Source organism: Labrenzia sp. PO1 (genome assembly GCF_012273635.1).
GTDB classification, from domain to species: domain Bacteria; phylum Pseudomonadota; class Alphaproteobacteria; order Rhizobiales; family Stappiaceae; genus Roseibium; species Roseibium algicola.
In genome coordinates, this window is record NZ_JAAXCR010000002.1 from 1359365 (window position 1) to 1378457 (window position 19093).

Genomic DNA, 19093 nt, shown 5'->3' on the forward strand with positions numbered 1-19093 from the left:
CGTCCCAAAAGGGACATTATAATGCTGCAAAAGCAGCAAGGCGTCGAAGAACGGCTGTGGCGGACTGTTCTTCACATATACAGGAGGCAGATGACATGCAGGTTCAGGAGGCAGGCGGCTCCGAACAGTGGAAACGGGTGAAGAAGCAGCTTCGCGCAGAATTGGGCGATGATGTTTTTACCAGCTGGTTTGCACGTGTAGACCTCGAGGAACATCAGGACGGCACCGTTCGTCTGTCTGTTCCGACCCGGTTTTTGAAGCAGTGGATTCAGAACAATTACAACGATCAGCTGATGGGTCTCTGGCAGCGTGAATGTGACAACGTTCACCGCATCGAACTGACGGTACGCGGCGCAATCCGCCCACGTCAGACCCCGATTGCCAAGCCGAGCCTCGCAGCACCCCAGGGCAGCAAGCCGGCGGCTGCAGAAACCCGTTCCGACGCACTTTCCGACGCGGCACAGGTAACCCGGGCCCAGGCGGCAACCGCGGCTCTCGGCCGAGGTGAGACCAGCTCGGACAACGCTCGTGACGTCCTGCAAGGTGCGGCGCTCGATCCGAAATACACATTCGAGACCTTTGTCGAAGGCGAGTCCAACAATCTGGCCCTGGCTGCGGCCCGGCAGGTTGCTGCCGGCGGCGCGGTCACATTCAATCCGCTTTACCTGCATGCCTCCGTCGGTCTGGGCAAGACCCACCTGATGCAAGCCGTGGCCGCAAAGGCACGGGCGTCCGGTCGCAAGGTGCTCTACCTGACGGCCGAGCACTTCATGTACAAATTCGTTGCCGCCCTGAAGTCCCAGTCCGCACTGGCCTTCAAGGAGAACCTGCGCACGATCGATCTTCTGCTGATCGACGACATGCAGTTCCTGCACGGCAAGCAGGTGCAGCAGGAGTTCTGCCACACCCTCAACGCCCTCATCGACGGGGCCCGCCAGGTGATCGTGGCCGCAGACCGCGCGCCGTCCGAACTTGATACTCTCGACGACCGTGTCCGTTCACGCCTGTCCGGCGGCCTGGTGGTCGGCATTCAGGAACCGGATTTCGCACTGCGCCGGAACATCCTGGCCACGCGCGTCGATACGGCCCGCAAGACCTACCCGCAGTTCGACGTTCCGGAAGGAGTGCTGGATTACGTCGCGCGCCATGTTGCCTCCTCGGGCCGCGACCTTGAAGGCGCGCTCAACCGGCTGATCGCGCACAACCAGCTGACCAACCAGCCGATCACGCAGGAAATGGCCGAGATGACCCTGCGCGACCTGGTTCGCTCCAGCGAGCCGCGCCGGGTGAAGATCGAGGACATCCAGCGGGTGGTCTCCAAACACTACAATGTCACCAAGGCGGATCTGCTGTCGGCCCGGCGTACCCGGACCATCGTTCGCCCGCGCCAGATCGCCATGTATCTTGCCAAGGTGATGACCCCGCGCTCGCTGCCGGAAATCGGTCGCCGGTTCGGCAACCGGGACCACACAACGGTTCTGCACGCTGTCCGCAAGATCGAGGAAATGGCGCGTGCCGACTATGCCCTGGCGCAGGAGCTGGAACTGCTCAAGCGCATGCTTGACGCCTGAGGCGGCAAGCTTCGGAAACGGGCCTTTTGCGGATGCCTGCCTGAATTCAAACGGGCATCCGCCAGCCTGATCCCGGATCGCGCTAAACCAAGGTTAAAATACACGATATTCTACCAAAATTGGGGGCGTTCGGGCAGAACGCCCCCTTGCTTTTGGAGCCGGTTAAGGGCAGTGTCGTCCACCCCGCTCCACACCGGAGCCAAGAATATTCAATCAGCCCGGCAGTTCAGCCAGGCGCTTCATGAGTACGGAACGAGAGTATGAAAGCGACCCTCGAGCGGACCGACCTCCTCAAGTCCTTGACCCATGTTCACCGCGTGGTCGAACGCCGGAATACCATTCCGATCCTGTCGAACGTTCTTCTGCGCGCCGATGGCGGCGCGATCAACCTGAAGGCAACGGACCTCGATCTGGAAATCGTCGAAAGCGTTCCGGCCATGATTGAATTGCCGGGTGCGACCACCGTTCCGGCACACATGTTCTACGACATCGTTCGCAAGCTGCCGGAAGGCTCGCAGGTGGTTCTGGAAACCACCAGCGACAACGCCACGCTGGAAATCCGCGCCGGCCGCTCGAAGTTCACCCTGCAGATGCTGCCGGAAACCGACTTCCCGGACCTGACCGCGGGCGACTTCAGTCACGGTTTCGCACTGACAGGCGCCGATATCCGCAAGCTGATCGACGCGACCCAGTTCGCGATTTCGACCGAAGAGACCCGTTACTATCTGAACGGTATCTACCTGCACACGGTAGACGCGGGCTCCGGTCTCCAGTTCCGCGCTGTTGCCACAGATGGCCACCGTCTGGCCCAGGCAGAAGTGCCGGCGCCTTCCGGTTCGGCCGGCATGCCGGGCATCATCGTGCCGCGCAAGACCGTTGGCGAGATCCAGAAACTGCTCGAGAACCCGGAAGCCAATGTCCAGGTCGAGCTTTCCGATACCAAGATCCGCCTCACGACCGGCTCCGTCATCCTGACGTCCAAGCTGATTGACGGCACCTTCCCGGACTACGGCCGGGTGATCCCGCAGAACAACGACAAGGAAATGCGCGTCGACCGGGACGAGTTCAAGGAAGCTGTCGACCGCGTGTCGACGATCTCTTCCGAACGTGGCCGTGCCGTCAAGCTGTCGCTAACCGAAGGTCGCCTGGTGCTGACCGTGAACAACCCGGATTCGGGCAGCGCGACGGAAGAACTTGCCGTCGAATATGATGCCGATCCGTTGGAAATCGGCTTCAACTCCCGCTACCTGCTCGACATTGCCAACCAGCTGTCGAGCGATACGGCCCTGTTCCGTCTGGCGGACAGCGGCTCGCCGACCCTCATTCAGGACAACACGGTCGACGACTGCCTGTTCGTTCTCATGCCGATGCGGGTCTGATCTAGCCGGCACGCCCAAACAGTAGCGGAAGTGGGGTCATGACAGATTACCGGACGGCGCGGCTGACCCGTCTGTCGCTGACCGGCTTCCGCAACTACAACACGCTGACATTGCCGATGGCGGCCAGGATGGTCGCCTTCGTCGGCCCCAATGGCGCCGGCAAGACCAATATTCTGGAAGCCATATCCTTTCTGACTGCCGGCCGCGGCCTGCGCCGGGCGGCCCTTGCCGACATTGCGCGCAAGGACGGCGATGGCAGCTGGAGCGTTGCCGCAACAGTTCTCTTGGATGGGTTCGAAACCAAAATCGGCACAGGCTTGGTGGCCGGCACCTCCGGGCGCAAGGTGCGTATCGACGGCGAGGAAGTTCGCGGCTCGGAAAGTCTTCTGGACTACATGCGGGTGCTCTGGCTCGTGCCTTCAATGGACGGGCTGTTCACCGGCCCCGGCTCCGACCGTCGCCGTTTTCTTGACCGGCTGACGCTGGCGATCGACCCGACCCACGGCCGCCGGGTCAGCGACTTCGAAAACGCCCTTCGTCAACGCAATCGCCTTCTCGATCAGGGCGGCTCCGATGCCTTTCTCAGCGCGCTGGAACAGCAGGTCGCCGAGCTCGGCACCGCCGTCTCCATCGCCAGGGCAGAGACCGTCGACCTGCTCAGCCGGATGATTGCCGGCCAGGCGGCCCAGGACCTGCCGTTTCCCCATGCTTCAGTTTCCCTCGAAGGTGCCTTCGAGGCGGAAACTGCCGGTTTGAGCGCCTCCGACCGGGAGGACCGCTACCGCCAGATGCTGCAGGACGGCCGACACCGCGACCGGGCCGCCGGGCGCACGCTCAACGGACCGCATCTGAGCGATCTCACCGTTCATCACGCAGCCAAGGCGATGCCGGCTTCGCAATCCTCGACCGGGGAACAGAAAGCGCTGCTGATAGGCCTTATCCTTGCGCATGCCGAACTGACGGCAAAGGTGTCGGGAATGACGCCTGTCCTGCTGCTTGATGAAGTCGCCGCGCATCTCGATCCCGACCGTCGTTCGGCCCTGTTTTCGAAGCTGGATTCCCTTGGCGGACAAGTCTTCATGACCGGTACGGACGAGGCCCTTTTCGAGGCTTTGCCGGTGGAAGCCGAAGTGTTTGAGATCCGGGAGCACCAGGGGCGCCTGCTGAAGCGAGGCGAGGCCCCTTAAATCCGCCGGAATCTTATGGTTTTCCACCAGAATCCCTTCGCTGGCTTGGCTATGGCCGGCACGTGGTTGAACCCCCGCCGGAACCCCGTATAACGGGGGTGGAAAAGATAAATCGATTGGTGATTGATTCGCATGAGCGACACGTCCACGCCTGAGAGCAGCCCGACCCCCGAAACCAATGGCGGTGCCGAATATGGCGCCGACAGCATCAAGGTCCTCAAGGGCCTCGATGCCGTGCGCAAGCGGCCCGGCATGTATATCGGCGACACCGATGACGGCTCCGGTCTGCACCACATGGTCTACGAGGTGGTCGACAACGCCATCGACGAAGCGCTGGCCGGCCACGCCGACCATGTGACCGTGACGCTCAACCCGGACGGATCGGTTACGGTTTCCGACAACGGCCGCGGAATTCCGACGGACCTGCACCCGGAAGAAGGCGTGTCGGCTGCCGAGGTCATCATGACCCAGCTGCACGCGGGCGGTAAATTCGACCAGAACTCCTACAAGGTCTCCGGCGGCTTGCACGGCGTGGGCGTTTCCGTGGTCAATGCGCTGTCGACAAAGCTGGAACTGCGCATCTGGCGCAACGGCGAAGAACACTCCATGACCTTTGCCCATGGCGATGCCCAGGCACCGCTCAAGGTGGTTGGCCCGGCCAACGGTAGAAAAGGGACCGAGGTGACCTTCCTGCCGTCACCGGAAACCTTCACCAAGACCGAGTTCGATTTCAGCACGCTGGAACACCGGCTGCGCGAGCTGGCCTTCCTGAACTCCGGCGTCCGCATCATCCTGACGGACAAGCGCGGCGTTGAGGACAAGGTCGAGGAGCTGTTCTATGAAGGCGGCCTGGAAGCGTTCGTGCGCTATCTGGACCGTGCCAAACATCCGTTGATCGAAGAGCCGATCAACATGCGGGCCGAGCGTGACGGCATCACGGTCGAAGCCGCCATGTGGTGGAACGACAGCTATCATGAGCATGTGCTGTGCTTCACCAACAACATTCCGCAGCGCGATGGCGGTACCCACCTTGCCGGTTTCCGGGCTGCGCTGACCAGGCAGGTTACCGGCTATGCGGAAGCAACCGGACTGATGAAAAAGGAAAAGGTGAACCTTTCCGGCGATGACTGCCGCGAAGGCCTGACCTGCGTTCTTTCCGTCAAGGTGCCGGATCCGAAATTCTCGTCCCAGACCAAGGACAAGCTGGTTTCCTCCGAAGTGCGTCCGGTGGTCGAAAACCTGATCTCGCAGATCCTGAGCGAATGGCTCGAGGAAAACCCCGCGCCGGCCAAGACGATCGTCTCCAAGGTGGTGGAAGCGGCTTCCGCGCGTGAAGCCGCCCGCAAGGCACGCGAGCTGACGCGCCGCAAAGGGGCCCTCGACATCGCCTCCCTGCCCGGCAAGCTTGCCGATTGCCAGGAGCGCGACGCCTCCAAGGCCGAACTCTTCCTGGTGGAGGGTGATTCCGCAGGCGGCTCGGCCAAACAGGGCCGTCACCGCGAAAACCAGGCCGTGCTGCCTCTGCGCGGCAAGATCCTCAACGTAGAGCGGGCACGCTTCGACAAGATGCTGTCCTCGAACGAAATCGGCACGCTGATCACGGCGCTTGGCACCGGGATCGGCAAGGAAGAATTCAACGTCGAGAAGCTGCGCTATCACAAGATCATCATCATGACCGATGCTGACGTGGACGGCGCGCACATTCGCACCCTGCTGCTGACGTTCTTCTTCCGCCAGATGCCGGAGCTGATCGAAAACGGCTACATCTATATTGCGCAGCCACCGCTCTACAAGGTCAAGCGCGGCCAGTCCGAGCAGTACCTGAAAGACCAGAAGGCGCTGGAAGACTATCTGATCGGACAGGGTCTGGACGAAGCTTCGCTGACGCTTGCCAACGGCGAGGTTCGCACCGGCCAGGACCTTCGTGCCGTCGCCGAAACCGCACGGACCATTTCCGACATCTTCGACGGGTTGCATTCACGCTACAACCGCGATGTTGTCGAACAGGCCGCGATTGCGGGTGCGTTGACACCGGAGATCCTGGACGATCAGGGCAAGGCTGAGGAAGCTGCCGCCTATATCGCCCGCCGGATGGACATCTTGGCCGACGAATTCGAACGGGGCTGGACCGGCGAAGCGCGGGACGACGGCAGCCTTGTGTTCAAACGGATGGTTCGCGGCGTGCAGGAAGCCGCAACGATTGACGCTGCCCTGCTTGGCTCCACGGACGCACGCCGTCTTGCAGCACACGCAGCCCATCTGAACGAGATCTACGGCAAGGCCGCCGTCTTGCGGCGCAAGGATATCTCGACGGAAATTCGGGGGCCTCGCGCCTTGCTGAACCAGATCTACGCCGCCGGCCAGAAGGGTATCTCGCTGCAGCGCTACAAGGGTCTCGGCGAGATGAACCCGGAACAGCTCTGGGAAACGACGCTCGACCCGAATGTCCGCTCCCTGCTGCAGGTGAAGGTGCGCGAGGCGGACGACGCCGACGACATCTTCACCAAACTGATGGGAGACGAAGTCGATCCACGGCGCGAATTCATCCAGGAAAATGCCCTGGCCGTGGCCAACCTCGACATCTAAGGCCTTGGCAAACAAACAAAAAAGCGGCGCATAGCGCCGCTTTTTTTTACGATTTCAGGTTTCGTTCAACCGCCGGGCCAGGGTTCGGGCCTACCGAAAAAGAAGCCCTGTGCCGCCTCGATATCGAGCTCCCTCAGCAGACTGGCCTCTTCCGCCGTTTCCACATGTTTGGCGATCACCTTGATGCCGAGCTCGTGGGCGGCGCGTACCAGCCCGTTCAGGATGGCCGCCTTGGCGGGCTCTTCCACCACCTGCTGAGTGAGGCTCGATTCAAGCTTCAGCCATTCGACACGCAGGTTGGTCAACCGCGACAGAACCGGCCAGTGTCCGGCAAAGTCGTCAATGGCGGTCTGGCACCCCAGTTCGTTCACGAACTTGAAAAACGCCTGAACACTCGCCGGCTCCCGCAAAAAATCCTTTTCCGCGATTTCGAGGCACAGCTTGGATGCCAGCAGCGGATTGACCGACAAACGATGATAGAGCCCGTCACGGAAAATCGGATCGCGGGCGGATTCAGCCGAGACGTTCATCGTCAGGATGGTACGGTCGGGATTGCGTTCTGCCGCGTCCAGCACCTTGTCCAGCGTCCAGGCATCCACCTGTGCAATGAAACCGGAGCGTTCGGCAGCCGAGATCCAGGCACGTGAAGACAGGCCCCGGGCGCGGTCCCCCTGCAGGCGCAGAAGGATTTCAGATCCGCAGGCCCTGTTCCGTTTCAGGCAGACGATGGGCATCGCATAGAGTGTCAGCTCGTTGCCGCGGAAACTTCCCGGCTCGGGTAGATCCGCCAGCTCACCACCCGCCCCTTCGCAGTCCTGCGGCTGCACCGAATGAACCTGCACGGAACGGCCGCCAAATCGCTTGCCGCGCAAACATGCCCGGTCGGCCAGCCCCAGAAGAGCTGCCGCATCACCTTCACGCAGCTTCACATTGCTGTCGAGGAACGCCACACCGATGGACCCGCCAATGGTGAACACCCGGTCCCCCACCTCCAGACGGATACGGTCAAAACCGGCCAGAATTTCCTCGGCGATATCGAGAGCGGCTTCCTCGTTGACCACCGGCACCATGCCGGCAAATTCATCACCGCCGATCCTGGCGGCTGTCCCGAATTCACCCAAGGTCAGGCGCAGGCAAGCCGCGACCCGCTGGAGCATGTCATCACCCGCATCGTGGCCACCGAGATCATTGACCTTCTTGAACTCGTCGAGATCGATATAAAGAACGGCGAGGCCGATTTCATCTTCTGCGGCAAGCCGGGTCAGCTCACGTTTCAAGGCCTTGGTAAAGGCACGGCGGTTTTCCAGGCCCGTCAGCGGGTCGAGATAGGCCAGGCGCCTGTTTTCGGCGGTTTCCTGAGGGCAGTCGACATTGCGCCGGATAACCGCCATTGAGGCACCCATACCCGGCTTACTCTTCACCGAACCGGGAATGGGAACGAGCCGCACTTCGCACATCTGGCGATCGGTCACGTAACCTGCTGCCTGGAAGCTTCGATTTTCCGGAATATAGAAGGTCTGCGGCAGTTCGCCCTCCAGGTTTTCCAGGGCTTCGGCCAAGAGGTCCATTTCATAGTCGCTGTTGATCAGCTTCAGCAGCTTTCCCGCCATTTCATCGAGGCTTTCGGAACCGTCGAACACAAGAACGTCGTCCGGAAAATGCTCCAGAAGATCGAGATCTCTTGCGGACTTTGCGGAGCGGATTTCATTTCGCGCCGGCTCTGGCAGGGTAACGATCTCGTCCTGGCCGTGTTCTTCCAGATCGAACTGTACCAGGACGGCCTGGCGCTCGCCCGAGAGGGAGACAAAGGATGTGCAAATCATGTGGTGGCAGAAGGTTTCGCCCGACTGCAGCACGATGGCCCCGCTCGCCTGCGCGGGAACACCGCTGAAAGCCGCCGACAGAACCGCCTCGCACCGCCGCCAGCTTGTTTCCGACAAAAGCGACGGCAGGCTGACCGGCACCGGAAAGACGCCTTTTGCGGCGCAAAGCGCCTTCATCTGCTTGTTGTGAACAAGGACGCTGCCATCCTGCGCGACATAGGCCGCAGCATGGGGAAGAACCTCCAGCAGGGACGTGTGGAAGCCTGTAAGATTATTATTTTCCGCACGACCGGATTGTTCCAGCCGGTCGCTTAAGAACCGATGGCTGACTTGCACCAGACCGCCCTTTCAAATTGCCGTTAAAATGGCGCTAATCAATACACACATGCGCCGCTCCTATGTAAAAATTACTAACACAGTTCAGTTGGCAAAATCGAAACAGAAAAACTACCCACAACTCTTAGAATTTTTATAGTAAATCAAAATTTAATGCGACTCCTGCAAATGTATTTAAAATTTTATGTTTATTTTATACTAACGCCTCATTTGCCCCGAAAACTGCCACATTTTGATCACCCTGACGACGCAAAGGCGCCGCTACGGAATGTTACCAGCGTCGTCACGAAACTGTGTTCAAGATCGATCGGGGCGGGCTCACTTGCCCCAGGGGGACTATCATGAAGAGAATTGTTCTCGCGCGGCACTTATCGCGCGTTGCCTTGGCGGGTGCCTTGCTTGCAGCAGCAGGTGTCGTCAGCGGTGCTCAGGCGGGCGTCTATCAACAATGCGGGAAAGCGTCCTGGTACAAGCTCGGTGGCACCACCGCCAGTGGTGAACGCGCAAACCCCAACCAACTGACCGCAGCCCACAGGAGCCTCCCCTTCGGTACGCTGGTGGATGTGACCAATCTTGCCAACGGAAAGACTGTCACGGTCCGTATCAACGACCGGGGCCCCTTTGCCAAGGGCCGTGTTATAGATGTGACCTGGGCGGCAGCAAAAGAGCTCGGTTTTGTCCGCAGAGGCATCACGCGCGTAAAACTTTCCAGCAAAGCCGGGAAAATTTCTTCCGAATATAAGCAAATTTGCCAATAAATTTGCGGCAGGAAAGACAACATTTCCTTGCCGCAACGGCGCTTCTAAATTGTATGACAAATTTAAAGCGCTGAAATTAATGAATTAATTTGTACGACACATTATTTCATATATGACTCAGTATGAATAACGATCAGTCGCATTACAGTGAATCAAAAAATAAAATATTTTACGGTAATGACAATCGAGAAAGATGCCGCTAGAGTTGCCGCCGTGGTCGATGGGGCCACGTGCACAGTAACTTTATTCGCGCAGTCTAACGGCTGCGCGTTTTTTTTGTAACATTCCTCATCCCGCCGTAACCGGCTCGAAACTGCCCTCGATAGCCTCTGCTTTTGCTTACGCGGACGCGCCAGTTTCAGACCTCCTCCCCCTCAAACAGACGTTTCAGGAAGTCCGCAGCACTTTCCTTGAGTAACTGCTGTTTTTCCGGCCCCATCCTGTGCCAGGACGCGTAAGGCTGACCGAGCCGCGGATTGCCCTTGAGCACCTCCTTGTTGCGGTCCAGAAAGTCCCAGTAAAGCGCATTGAACGGACAGGCCTTCGGCCCCGTCTTCTGCTTCACGTCATAAGAGCATGCGCCGCAATAGTCCGACATCCGGTCGATATAGTTGCCGCTCGATACATAGGGTTTGGAGCCGAGAAGCCCGCCATCGGCAAACTGGCTCATGCCAATGGTGTTGGGCGCTTCCACCCATTCATAGGCGTCGGCGTAGACCATCAGATACCATTCATGCACTTCCTTCGGCCTGACGCCCGCCAGCAGGGCGAAATTGCCTGTCACCATCAGTCTTTGAATGTGGTGGGCATAGGCTTCTTCCAAGGTCTGGCCGATCGCTTCCGACAGGCAGCGCATGCGTGTCTGTCCGGTCCAGTAGAAATCGGGCAACGGACGGTCGGCGCCAAGTGCGTTGCTGTCGACATAGTCCGGCATCTTCAGCCAGTAGATCCCGCGCACATATTCCCGCCAGCCAAGGATCTGCCGGATGAACCCTTCGGCGGCATTGAGCGGAACCTTGTCCGCTTTCCATGCCTCTTCCACCTTCCGGCACAACACCTTGGCATCCAGCAGGCCGGCGTTCAAATAGGCCGACAGCACCGAGTGGAACAGAAACTTCCGGCCGCTCAGCATGGCATCCTGATAGGTTCCGAAATCGGCCAGCATGTCGGCCAGGAAGTGCTCACAGGCCTCTTCCGCGTCCTTGCGGGTCACTGCGAACCAGAATGGCTCAAGATCGCCTATGTGCCCGGAAAATCGACTGGCGACCAGGTCCAGCACCTCTCGCGTGATTGCGTCCGGCTTAAAGCGTTTCGGCTCTGGCATGAACAGGTCCGGCTGCGCGGGCTTGCGATTGTCCGCATCATAGTTCCATTTGCCCCCCGCAGGCTTGTCACCGTCCATCAGCAGGCCGGTGGAACGGCGCATCTCGCGGTAGAAATATTCCATGCGCAATTGCTTGCGTCCGTCCGCCCATGCCCGAAAATCCGCCACCGTTGAGAAGAACCGCGTGTCGGTCAGGATCTCCACCGGAAGGCTGAAAGCGTCGGACCAGGCGCGCATGTCCTCCAAGACCCGCCACTCGCCGGGTTCGGTAACCACCATCCGCTGTGGCCGCAGGTGTTCGCAGGCCCGCTTCACCTCGCCCTTGAAGCTGCCGCTGTTGGCAGGGTCATCCAGCTTGACGTAATCCACCGTCCAGCCGGCTTCCTTCAACTCTTCGGCGAAGTGGCGCATGGCGGAAAACAGGAAGGCAATCTTCTTCTTGTGATGGCGCACATAAGTGGCCTCCGCCATCACCTCGACCATCAGCACCCTGTCGTGGGCCGGATCGGCCCGCTTCAGGCTGGACAGGTCAAGGCTCAGCTGGTCTCCCAGCACAAGTACAAGCGAACGGCAGTGGTTGGTCTCGGTCATGGGGCTCTGTTTTATCCGGTCCTGGCCTTCCTACGCACAACCCCCGCCGCCCTATCACCTCTGCGGCCATTTTTTCCTCGCGCTCCCGCGTCAAACGCGGACCGCCCTACTCTGTCCGGCCAGTTTCTCCCTGACCAGCCAGGCTCGAGCACCCAAAAACCACCGGCAGCTGCGCAGATAACCCTGCGTTCATCCAGCCCCGACAACCCCGCCGATATCTTGTCCAAAATTTCAGAAAGCGATTGCCCCGGATCGCCGGATCTTGTATCAGACCCCTCTATCCGCCGCGCAGCCCTTGCGCGCGCGAAGAGCACCCGTAGCTCAGCTGGATAGAGCGCTGCCCTCCGAAGGCAGAGGTCACAGGTTCGAATCCTGTCGGGTGCGCCAATTTTCCTGACTTTCAGTATCGTAATCTGCCATTGGGCATTGGCTCGCTGCGATGGGCGTTTTTGCCTTTCTGTGAACACCCTTCTCTACCTGAATTTCAAAGCGACCAAATCGGGCGCTCAGAGGACCGGCCTGGGCAGGCAGGCTGCACGATATTTGTTCGAAAGACGGCTTTCTGTTCGTGGGCGGGGCCTGAGGGCACTTTGCAGCCCGTTTGCGGTTGACTGAAACGCAAACAGCCCCAGTGGTAACCGGGGCTGTGCAGGTTGATCCGCTGGAAAAGGCCTGGACCTAGAACTCCAGGGCGCGATCGCCGTTGGCGTCCTTGATGCGGGTCGGCAGGCCGATGCGGTTGAGGATGCCGAGGAAGGGATGCGGCGGCAGTTCTTCCACGTTGGCCATCTTCTTCACGTCCCATTCCCCGGTGGCTATCAGCATGGCGGCCGCGACCGGCGGAACGCCGGCGGTGTAGGAAATGCCCTGGCTGCCGACTTCCTCGTAGGCTTCCTTGTGGTCGGCAACATTGTAGATGAACACCTCGTGTTCCTTGCCGTCCTTGGTGCCCTTCACGAAATCACCGATGCAGGTCTTGCCGGTGTATTCAGGCGCCAGCGAAGACGGATCCGGCAGACACGCCTTGACCACCTTCAGCGGTACGACTTCCAGTCCTTCCGCCGTCTTGACCGGCTGCTCGGACAGGAGGCCGATGTTCTTCAGAACGGTGAAGACGTTGATGTAGTGCTCGCCGAAGCCCATCCAGAACCGGACGTCCGCGCCGTCCATGTTCTTTGCCAGGGAATGCACTTCGTCGTGGCCGCACAGATAGGCCATGCGCTTGCCGACCACCGGCAGGTCATATTCCTTGCCGATCTCGAACATCTTGTTTTCCTGCCACTTGCCCTGCTGCCAGGAATAGACCGTGCCGGTGAACTCCCGGAAGTTGATCTCCGGATCAAAGTTTGTGGCGAAATAGCGCTGGTGGCTGCCGGCGTTGATGTCGACGATATCGACCTCGGTCACCTTGTCGAGATAGTCGTCCTTGGCAAGGCGGGCATAGGCGTTGACGACGCCCGGGTCGAAACCGGCGCCCAGAATGGCGGTGACGCCCTTGGCGGCGCATTCCTCGGCCCGTTTCCATTCGTAGTTGCCATACCAGGGCGGGGTCTCGCAGATCTTGCCCGGCTCTTCATGAATGGCCGTGTCGATATAGGCCGCTCCCGTCTCCAGACAGGCGCTGAGGACGGACATGTTCAGGAAGGCGGTGCCGACATTGATGACGATCTGCGCACCGGTTTTGCGGATCAGCGCGCTGGTGGCGGCAATGTCCAGAGCGTTGAGTTCGTGTCCTTCCAGAACACCCGGCTGCTTCAGCGCCTTCTTGGCATGCACGGTTGCGATGATGTCGTCGCATTTGGATTTGGTGCGCGAGGCGATATGTATATCGCCGAGAACATCATTGTTCTGAGCGCACTTATGCGCCACCACCTGAGCGACACCTCCGGCGCCGATGATGAGAACAGTCTTTTTCATTTGATAAAGATACCTTCCTTGGACCTTGGGGGTGTTCGGGGTTCAAGTCTCAAGACAGACTTTGCTCGTAGTCCTGGTATGAAAACTCACGAGCAACGTGGACTGTTCCGTCCACTTCCTTGACCGCAATCGCGGGCATTTTCACGCCATTAAACCAGTTTTTCTTGACCATCGTGTAACCCGCCGCATCCTGAATGGAAACCCGGTCACCGGTCTTGAGTTCGGCAGGGAAGTTGAACTCGCCGAATATGTCGCCGGCAAGGCAGGACTTGCCACAGATCATGTAGCTGTGCGGCCCTTCGTTGGGGGTCACCTTCGCGGTCTCGCGGTAAATCAGCAGATCGAGCATATGAGCTTCGATGGACGCATCGACGATGGCCAGGTTCTTGCCGTTGAAGAGCGTGTCCAGCACCGTCGTCTCCAGTGTGGTCGACCGGGTGATCGAGGCTTCGCCCGGTTCCAGGTAGACCTGAACGCCGTATTTTTCGGCGAAGGCCTTGAGGCGGTCGGCGAAGAGGTCGAGTGGGTAGTCGTCCCCCGTGAAATGGATACCGCCCCCAAGGCTCACCCATTCCGCCCGGCTCAAAAGCCCGCCGAACTTTTCCTCGATATCGCCAAGCATGCGGTCGAACAGCGCAAAATCGGCATTTTCGCAGTTGTTATGGATCATGAAACCGCTGATCCGGTCCATGACCTTTTCAATCTTGGCCACGTCCCATTCTCCGAGGCGGGAGAAAGGCCGGGCCGGGTCGGCAAGGTCGAAACTGGAGGAGCTGACCATCGGGTTGAGGCGAAGCCCGCGCACGATGCCTGCGGATTTGTCCGCGAACCGTTCCAGCTGGCTGATGGAATTGAAGATGATCTTGTCGGCATGGGAGATCACTTCATCGATCTCGTAGTCGGCATAGGCCACGGAATAGGCGTGGGTTTCCTTGCCGAAGCGCTCATGCCCCAGCCGGACTTCGTTCAGCGACGACGAAGTGGTGCCGTCCATATACTCGCGCATGAAGTCGAAAACACACCAGGTGGCAAAGCACTTGAGCGCCAGCAAGGCCTTTGCGCCAGACCGCTCTCGAACGTAGGCGATCTTCTCCATGTTACGGAGCAGCTTCGCCTTGTCGATCAGATAGTAGGGTGTCTCGATCATCTGGTTCCGTCGCCATCTTTGCCTGCGACCGGTTCGGGCCGCGCGGACAGGTGATTGGGAGCGATTTCCGGTTGCCCGGTTGTCCGGACCGGCCGGTTCGCCACAAGGCGTTCCAGCTTCGCTGTCGGCGTGACGGATACCGTCTCCATGCAGGACCTTGCAAGGGCCCGAGGCGTCTTTCTTGCTACAGCCGGTCAGCCGGCTGAACCGCAATCTCCCGGTTTCACCGAGTTGCTATGCTTTACGTGAATGGAACGCAGAACAGTTATGCAAAAATAGGAGGGAGATTCGTGCTTTCACTCATTGAAATCTTAACTTTCCTCCCGTATTTGTCCGGCAGATCAAATATTCACCAGCCCGCTCAAGAGTTGGGCAAATTCTGGAGGTCGGCATGACCCGGGACGATCTCATTCGCGAATACAAGGCACAGAGCGGCTCCTGGCCGGCGCTTGTTGGCGTTTACGCCGTTATCGTGGGTGCGATGGCTCTTTCCGGCTACCTGATGGTCGGCTGATCCCGCACGCCTGACGAAAAGTCGGCAGAGTTTCAATCACCCCCGGAGCGACCTCCGGGGGTGATTGCATTTCAGGGCAGGCAAACCGCCTGCAATCAGACGTCGGCGGCTTCCCCAATGGCATCGGTGCCGCGCTCTTCCAGAAGCGTCGTCAGCCAGTTCGGGTCCATTTCGGGAACCGAAGACAGAAGCAGATCCGTGTAGGGATGATGCGGCGGCGTGAACATCTCGTCCTTCGGCCCCTGCTCCACCACCTTGCCGCGCTGCATCACCACAACCTCGTCCGCGATGGAGCGCACCGTCGCCAGGTCATGGGTAATGAACATGTAGGCCAGGTTGAACTCCTGCTGCAGCCGATCGAGCAGCTTCAGGATACCTTCCGCCACGAGCTGGTCGAGCGCGCTCGTCACCTCGTCACAGATGATGAAGGCCGGATCGGCCGCCAGGGCCCTGGCAATGCCCACACGCTGTTTCTGGCCGCCGGAAAGTTCCGGCGGATAACGATTGTAGAATTTTGACGGGTCCAGCTCGATCAGGTCCAAAAGCTCGTCGACACGGTTTTTCAGTTTCGCGCCGTGCAGCCCGCCATAGAACTGGGCAGGCCGGCCGATGATCTCGCTGATCCTGATCTTCGGGTTCAGTGCGGTATCGGCCATCTGGTAGATCATCTGCGCCTGGCGAAGCTGATCCTTGCTGCGGTCCTGATAGCGCGGCGGCAACGGCTCCCCCTTGAACAGGATCTGCCCCTTGGTGGGTGGCAACAGACCAGTGATGCAGCGCGCCGTTGTCGACTTGCCGGAACCGGATTCGCCGACAACCGCAACCGTCATGCCCGGATAGATGTCGAAGGAGACATCATCCAGCACCTTGGTCTTGCCGTAGGCCGCATCAATTCCCTGCACGGAAACGATCGGAATGGCACCTGCCTCGGTCGGCCGCTGCTTCTGCGGCCGCTGGAAGCTGCGGACGGCCCAAAGGCTCTTGGTGTAGTCTTCCTTTGGAGACCCGAGCATCTGCTCGGTCGGCGCCTCTTCGACTTCCTCGCCCTTGAGCAGCACCTTGATGGTGTCGGCCATCTGCGCCACCACCGCCAGATCGTGCGTGATGTAGATCGCCGCGGTGTTGAACTGATCGACAATGTCCCGGATCGCCGCCAGAACCTCGATCTGCGTGGTCACGTCCAGTGCGGTGGTCGGCTCATCGAAGATGATGAGATCCGGCCGGCACGCCATGGCCATGGCGGTCATCGCGCGCTGCAACTGGCCGCCAGAGACCTGGTGGGGATAGCGGAAGCCGATTTCGTTGGGGTTGGGAAGGCGCAGCCGCTCGTAAAGCTCCATGGCGTCTTCCTGCGCCTCGACCCGCTTTTGAATGCGGTACTGGATCGGCGCTTCCGTGTGCTGGTCGATAATCCGGTGTGCCGGATTGAACGAAGCAGCAGCCGACTGGGCGACATAGGCGATGCGCGATCCGCGCAACGCCCGGAGATCGCTCTCCGGCGTCGTCGTCAGTTCCATGCCGTCGAACTCGATGGAACCGCCGGAAATCCGGCAGCCGTCGCGGGCAAAGCCCATGGAGGCGAGGCCGATGGTCGATTTGCCGGCACCCGATTCTCCGATCAGCCCCAACACTTCCCCCTTGTGCAGGGTAAGATTGACGCCATGAACGATCTCGACCCATTTTTCGTCCGAGTACCCCTCGATCCGGAGATCGGTGACCCGAAGCAGTACGTCTTTTTTCGGCACCATTCTCAAACCTCCTTCAGGCCGGAAGACCGGAACAGCATCCAGTCGACGACGAAATTCACCGCGACAGTCAGAAGCGCAATGGCGGCCGCCGGGATCAGCGGCGTCATTTCGCCAAAGGAAATCAGTGTCGCGTTCTCACGCACCATGGAGCCCCAGTCGGCGGTCGGCGGCTGAATGCCGAGGCCAAGGAACGACAGGCCTGCGATGAGCAGGAACACGAAGCAGAATTCGAGACCGAATTCGGCGATCAATGGTGCTGTCGAGTTAGGCAGGATTTCCCGGCGGATCAGGTACCAGGTGCCCTCGCCGCGCAGCTTGGCCGCTTCGATGTAGTCCATCACCACCACGTTGCCGGCAACCGCCCGGGTAAGGCGGAAGACGCGTGGCGAATAGATGACGGCAACGACGATCACGATCACCACAAGGTTGGTGCCGAAGATACTGAGCATCAGCAGGGCGAAGATCAGTGACGGTACCGACATGATGACGTCTGCGACACGGCCGATGAGCTGATCGAACCAACCGCCCTTGGTGGCGGCAAGCAGGCCTGCAAATGCTCCCATGAAGAAGGCCAGCATGGTTGCCAGCAGCGCGAGGCCGACAGAGTTGCGCGCGCCGTAGATGATGCGGCTGAACATATCGCGGCCGAGCTGGTCGGCCCCCAGAAGCATGGTTTCATCCGGCGGTGCAAAGGCCGACGAAATGACCTGCGCTTCACCGAAAGGTGCAATCACGGGGGCAAAGACCCCTGCGATGGCGTAGGTGAAGATCACGAACATGCCGAAGGCGGCCGTGAGAGGTGCGGTCCGCAACTCCTTGGAGACACCGGCGGGCGTGATGATGATCAGGAACTCCCGGAACGCGAAGGATGTCCCGGCGGCCAGTGCCAGAAGACCGGCAGCCGTGGTGATGAACCGGAGCGCCGGAGCGCCGCCGATGATCCCCGCGATGAAGGAGATCATCGTCAGGGAAAAGACAAGAATGAAGATCTTGCGCTTGTTGAAATAGGCCGCCAGGCAGGAAGCCCCGATCAGCAGCGCATAGTAGCCAATAACGAATGTGCTCATGTCGCTGCCCTTACTTCGGATGCCGCAAACGCGGATTGGTCAGGATCGCGCCCACATCGGCTGCCAGGTTCAGCAGGATGAAGGTTGCCGCGAAGATCAGACAGCAGGCCTGCACGATCGGGAAATCGCGTTTGGCAACCGCGTCCACCAGAAGCTGGCCCACGCCCGGATAGACGAAGACCACTTCGACCAGAACCACGCCGGTAATGAGGTAGGCGAGATTGAGTGCGACGACGTTGATGATCGGCGCCCAGGCGTTGGGCAGAGCGTGTTTGACGATCACCTTCCAGGGCGGAACGCCTTTCAGCCGCGCCATCTCGATGTAGGGCGAGGCCAGTAGGTTGATGATCGCCGCGCGTGTCATGCGCATCATGTGGGCCGTCACCACCAGCACCAGGGTCAGCGCCGGCAGGAAGGTTCGATGCAACAGATCCCCGAAGCTCATGTCCGCGCTGAGGCTGGCAATGGCGGGGAAGTAGTTGGTCTTGACCGCCAGATAGAGAATGAGGATGTAGCCGAGAAAGAATTCCGGAGAGGAAATCGATGTCAGCGTGACCACGTTGGCGACCCTGTCGAACAGGGTATTGCGCAGGAGAGCGACAATCACGCCGAGAACGATGGAAACCGGCACCGCGATGACAGCCGCATAGGTCGCCAGGAAAAGCGTGTTGACGAACCGGTCGCTGATGGCAGCACTGACCCGCTCGCCAGAGACGAGCGAGACGCCGAAGTCACCGGTGAGTGCACCGCCGAGCCATTGGAAATATCGCAGGATCGCGGGCTGGTCGAGGCCGAGCTTCTCTCGCAGGGCGGCGACGGTTTCAGGCGTTGCTCCCTGTCCAAGAACGGCCTGGGCAATGTCGCCGGGCAGCAGTTCAACTGCAAAAAAGATCAGGATAGAGACCACTAGTAGCGTGATCGCACCTAAGCCAAGTCTCTTAAGGACCAGCTGTAGGATGTCCCCCATTTGTCCCTCCAGAATAGGAAAGCCCGGCACGGCACATAGCGCCGCCGGACACATATCGGGCAGGTTCCTGTCAGCTCTTTTTGCTTTGCGTTGGCAGGAGCCCTGTCCGTCCAGGTCGGCCCGTCCCGCGTCCGGGGCAGGGCCAAATTGCAGGCGGCGGCCTTAGCCGCCGCCTAAC

At 59.9% G+C, this 19093-nt stretch carries 13 protein-coding genes and 1 tRNA gene; 7 read left to right on the forward strand and 7 right to left on the reverse strand.

Translation table 11 applies throughout. The features are described 5' to 3' along the window. Positions 1 to 95: 95 nt before the first annotated feature. The 4 genes from dnaA to gyrB all read left to right on the forward strand — a co-directional run bounded on the left by dnaA (position 96) and on the right by gyrB (position 6723). Entirely contained in the window at positions 96 to 1571 is a 1476-nt protein-coding gene (dnaA, locus tag HCG46_RS14180) for a chromosomal replication initiator protein DnaA (RefSeq protein WP_022999148.1), read from the forward strand. 260 nt (positions 1572 to 1831) lie between these two features. Continuing rightward, on the forward strand, positions 1832 to 2950 hold the full coding sequence (dnaN, locus tag HCG46_RS14185) for a DNA polymerase III subunit beta (RefSeq protein ID WP_022999149.1): 1119 nt from the start codon (positions 1832 to 1834) through the stop codon (positions 2948 to 2950). A gap of 38 nt (positions 2951 to 2988) precedes the next feature. Further along, positions 2989 to 4137, forward strand: a complete 1149-nt coding sequence (gene recF, locus HCG46_RS14190) for a DNA replication/repair protein RecF (RefSeq protein WP_168686550.1) — start codon at positions 2989 to 2991, stop codon at positions 4135 to 4137. Between the two features lie 132 nt (positions 4138 to 4269). Continuing rightward, the gene (gene gyrB, locus HCG46_RS14195) at positions 4270 to 6723 is read left to right on the forward strand and encodes a DNA topoisomerase (ATP-hydrolyzing) subunit B (protein WP_168686551.1); all 2454 of its coding nucleotides are present in this window, start codon (positions 4270 to 4272) and stop codon (positions 6721 to 6723) included. Between the two features lie 65 nt (positions 6724 to 6788). On the opposite strand, the gene HCG46_RS14200 is transcribed toward gyrB, so the two are convergent. Continuing rightward, on the reverse strand, positions 6789 to 8882 hold the full coding sequence (locus HCG46_RS14200) for a GGDEF and EAL domain-containing protein (RefSeq protein ID WP_168686552.1): 2094 nt from the start codon (positions 8880 to 8882) through the stop codon (positions 6789 to 6791). A 341-nt stretch (positions 8883 to 9223) separates the two neighbouring features. Here HCG46_RS14200 and HCG46_RS14205 point away from each other — a divergent pair, with 341 nt between their 5' ends. Next, a complete protein-coding gene (locus tag HCG46_RS14205) occupies positions 9224 to 9640 on the forward strand; it encodes a septal ring lytic transglycosylase RlpA family protein (protein ID WP_075281742.1) in 417 nt (138 codons plus the stop codon). Between the two features lie 358 nt (positions 9641 to 9998). On the opposite strand, the gene HCG46_RS14210 is transcribed toward HCG46_RS14205, so the two are convergent. Next, the gene (locus HCG46_RS14210; RefSeq protein ID WP_168686553.1) at positions 9999 to 11555 is read right to left on the reverse strand and encodes a cryptochrome/photolyase family protein; all 1557 of its coding nucleotides are present in this window, start codon (positions 11553 to 11555) and stop codon (positions 9999 to 10001) included. Positions 11556 to 11865: 310 nt separating this feature from the next. Here HCG46_RS14210 and HCG46_RS14215 point away from each other — a divergent pair. Next, a tRNA-Arg gene (locus HCG46_RS14215) sits at positions 11866 to 11942 on the forward strand. Positions 11943 to 12233: 291 nt separating this feature from the next. On the opposite strand, the gene HCG46_RS14220 is transcribed toward HCG46_RS14215, so the two are convergent. Further along, the gene (locus HCG46_RS14220) at positions 12234 to 13472 is read right to left on the reverse strand and encodes a saccharopine dehydrogenase family protein (protein ID WP_075283753.1); all 1239 of its coding nucleotides are present in this window, start codon (positions 13470 to 13472) and stop codon (positions 12234 to 12236) included. A 49-nt stretch (positions 13473 to 13521) separates the two neighbouring features. After that, positions 13522 to 14619 (reverse strand): carboxynorspermidine decarboxylase, encoded by a 1098-nt coding sequence (nspC, locus tag HCG46_RS14225; RefSeq protein WP_062490984.1) that lies wholly within the window; start codon positions 14617 to 14619, stop codon positions 13522 to 13524. A gap of 391 nt (positions 14620 to 15010) precedes the next feature. Between nspC and HCG46_RS28585 the strand changes: the two genes are divergently transcribed. Next, positions 15011 to 15133 carry a hypothetical protein gene (locus HCG46_RS28585; protein ID WP_022999159.1) on the forward strand — a complete coding sequence of 41 codons (123 nt, stop codon included), beginning with the start codon at positions 15011 to 15013 and terminating at the stop codon, positions 15131 to 15133. Between the two features lie 95 nt (positions 15134 to 15228). On the opposite strand, the gene HCG46_RS14230 is transcribed toward HCG46_RS28585, so the two are convergent. Genes HCG46_RS14230 through HCG46_RS14240 form a run of 3 tightly spaced genes read right to left on the reverse strand, consistent with a single transcriptional unit; the run spans position 15229 to position 18915 of the window. Then, on the reverse strand, positions 15229 to 16881 hold the full coding sequence (locus HCG46_RS14230; RefSeq protein WP_022999160.1) for an ABC transporter ATP-binding protein: 1653 nt from the start codon (positions 16879 to 16881) through the stop codon (positions 15229 to 15231). A gap of 2 nt (positions 16882 to 16883) precedes the next feature. Then, positions 16884 to 17948 (reverse strand): ABC transporter permease, encoded by a 1065-nt coding sequence (locus HCG46_RS14235; RefSeq protein ID WP_022999161.1) that lies wholly within the window; start codon positions 17946 to 17948, stop codon positions 16884 to 16886. A gap of 10 nt (positions 17949 to 17958) precedes the next feature. After that, complete coding sequence (locus tag HCG46_RS14240; RefSeq protein ID WP_031268720.1) at positions 17959 to 18915, reverse strand: ABC transporter permease; 957 nt, start codon at positions 18913 to 18915, stop codon at positions 17959 to 17961. Positions 18916 to 19093 lie beyond the last annotated feature (178 nt).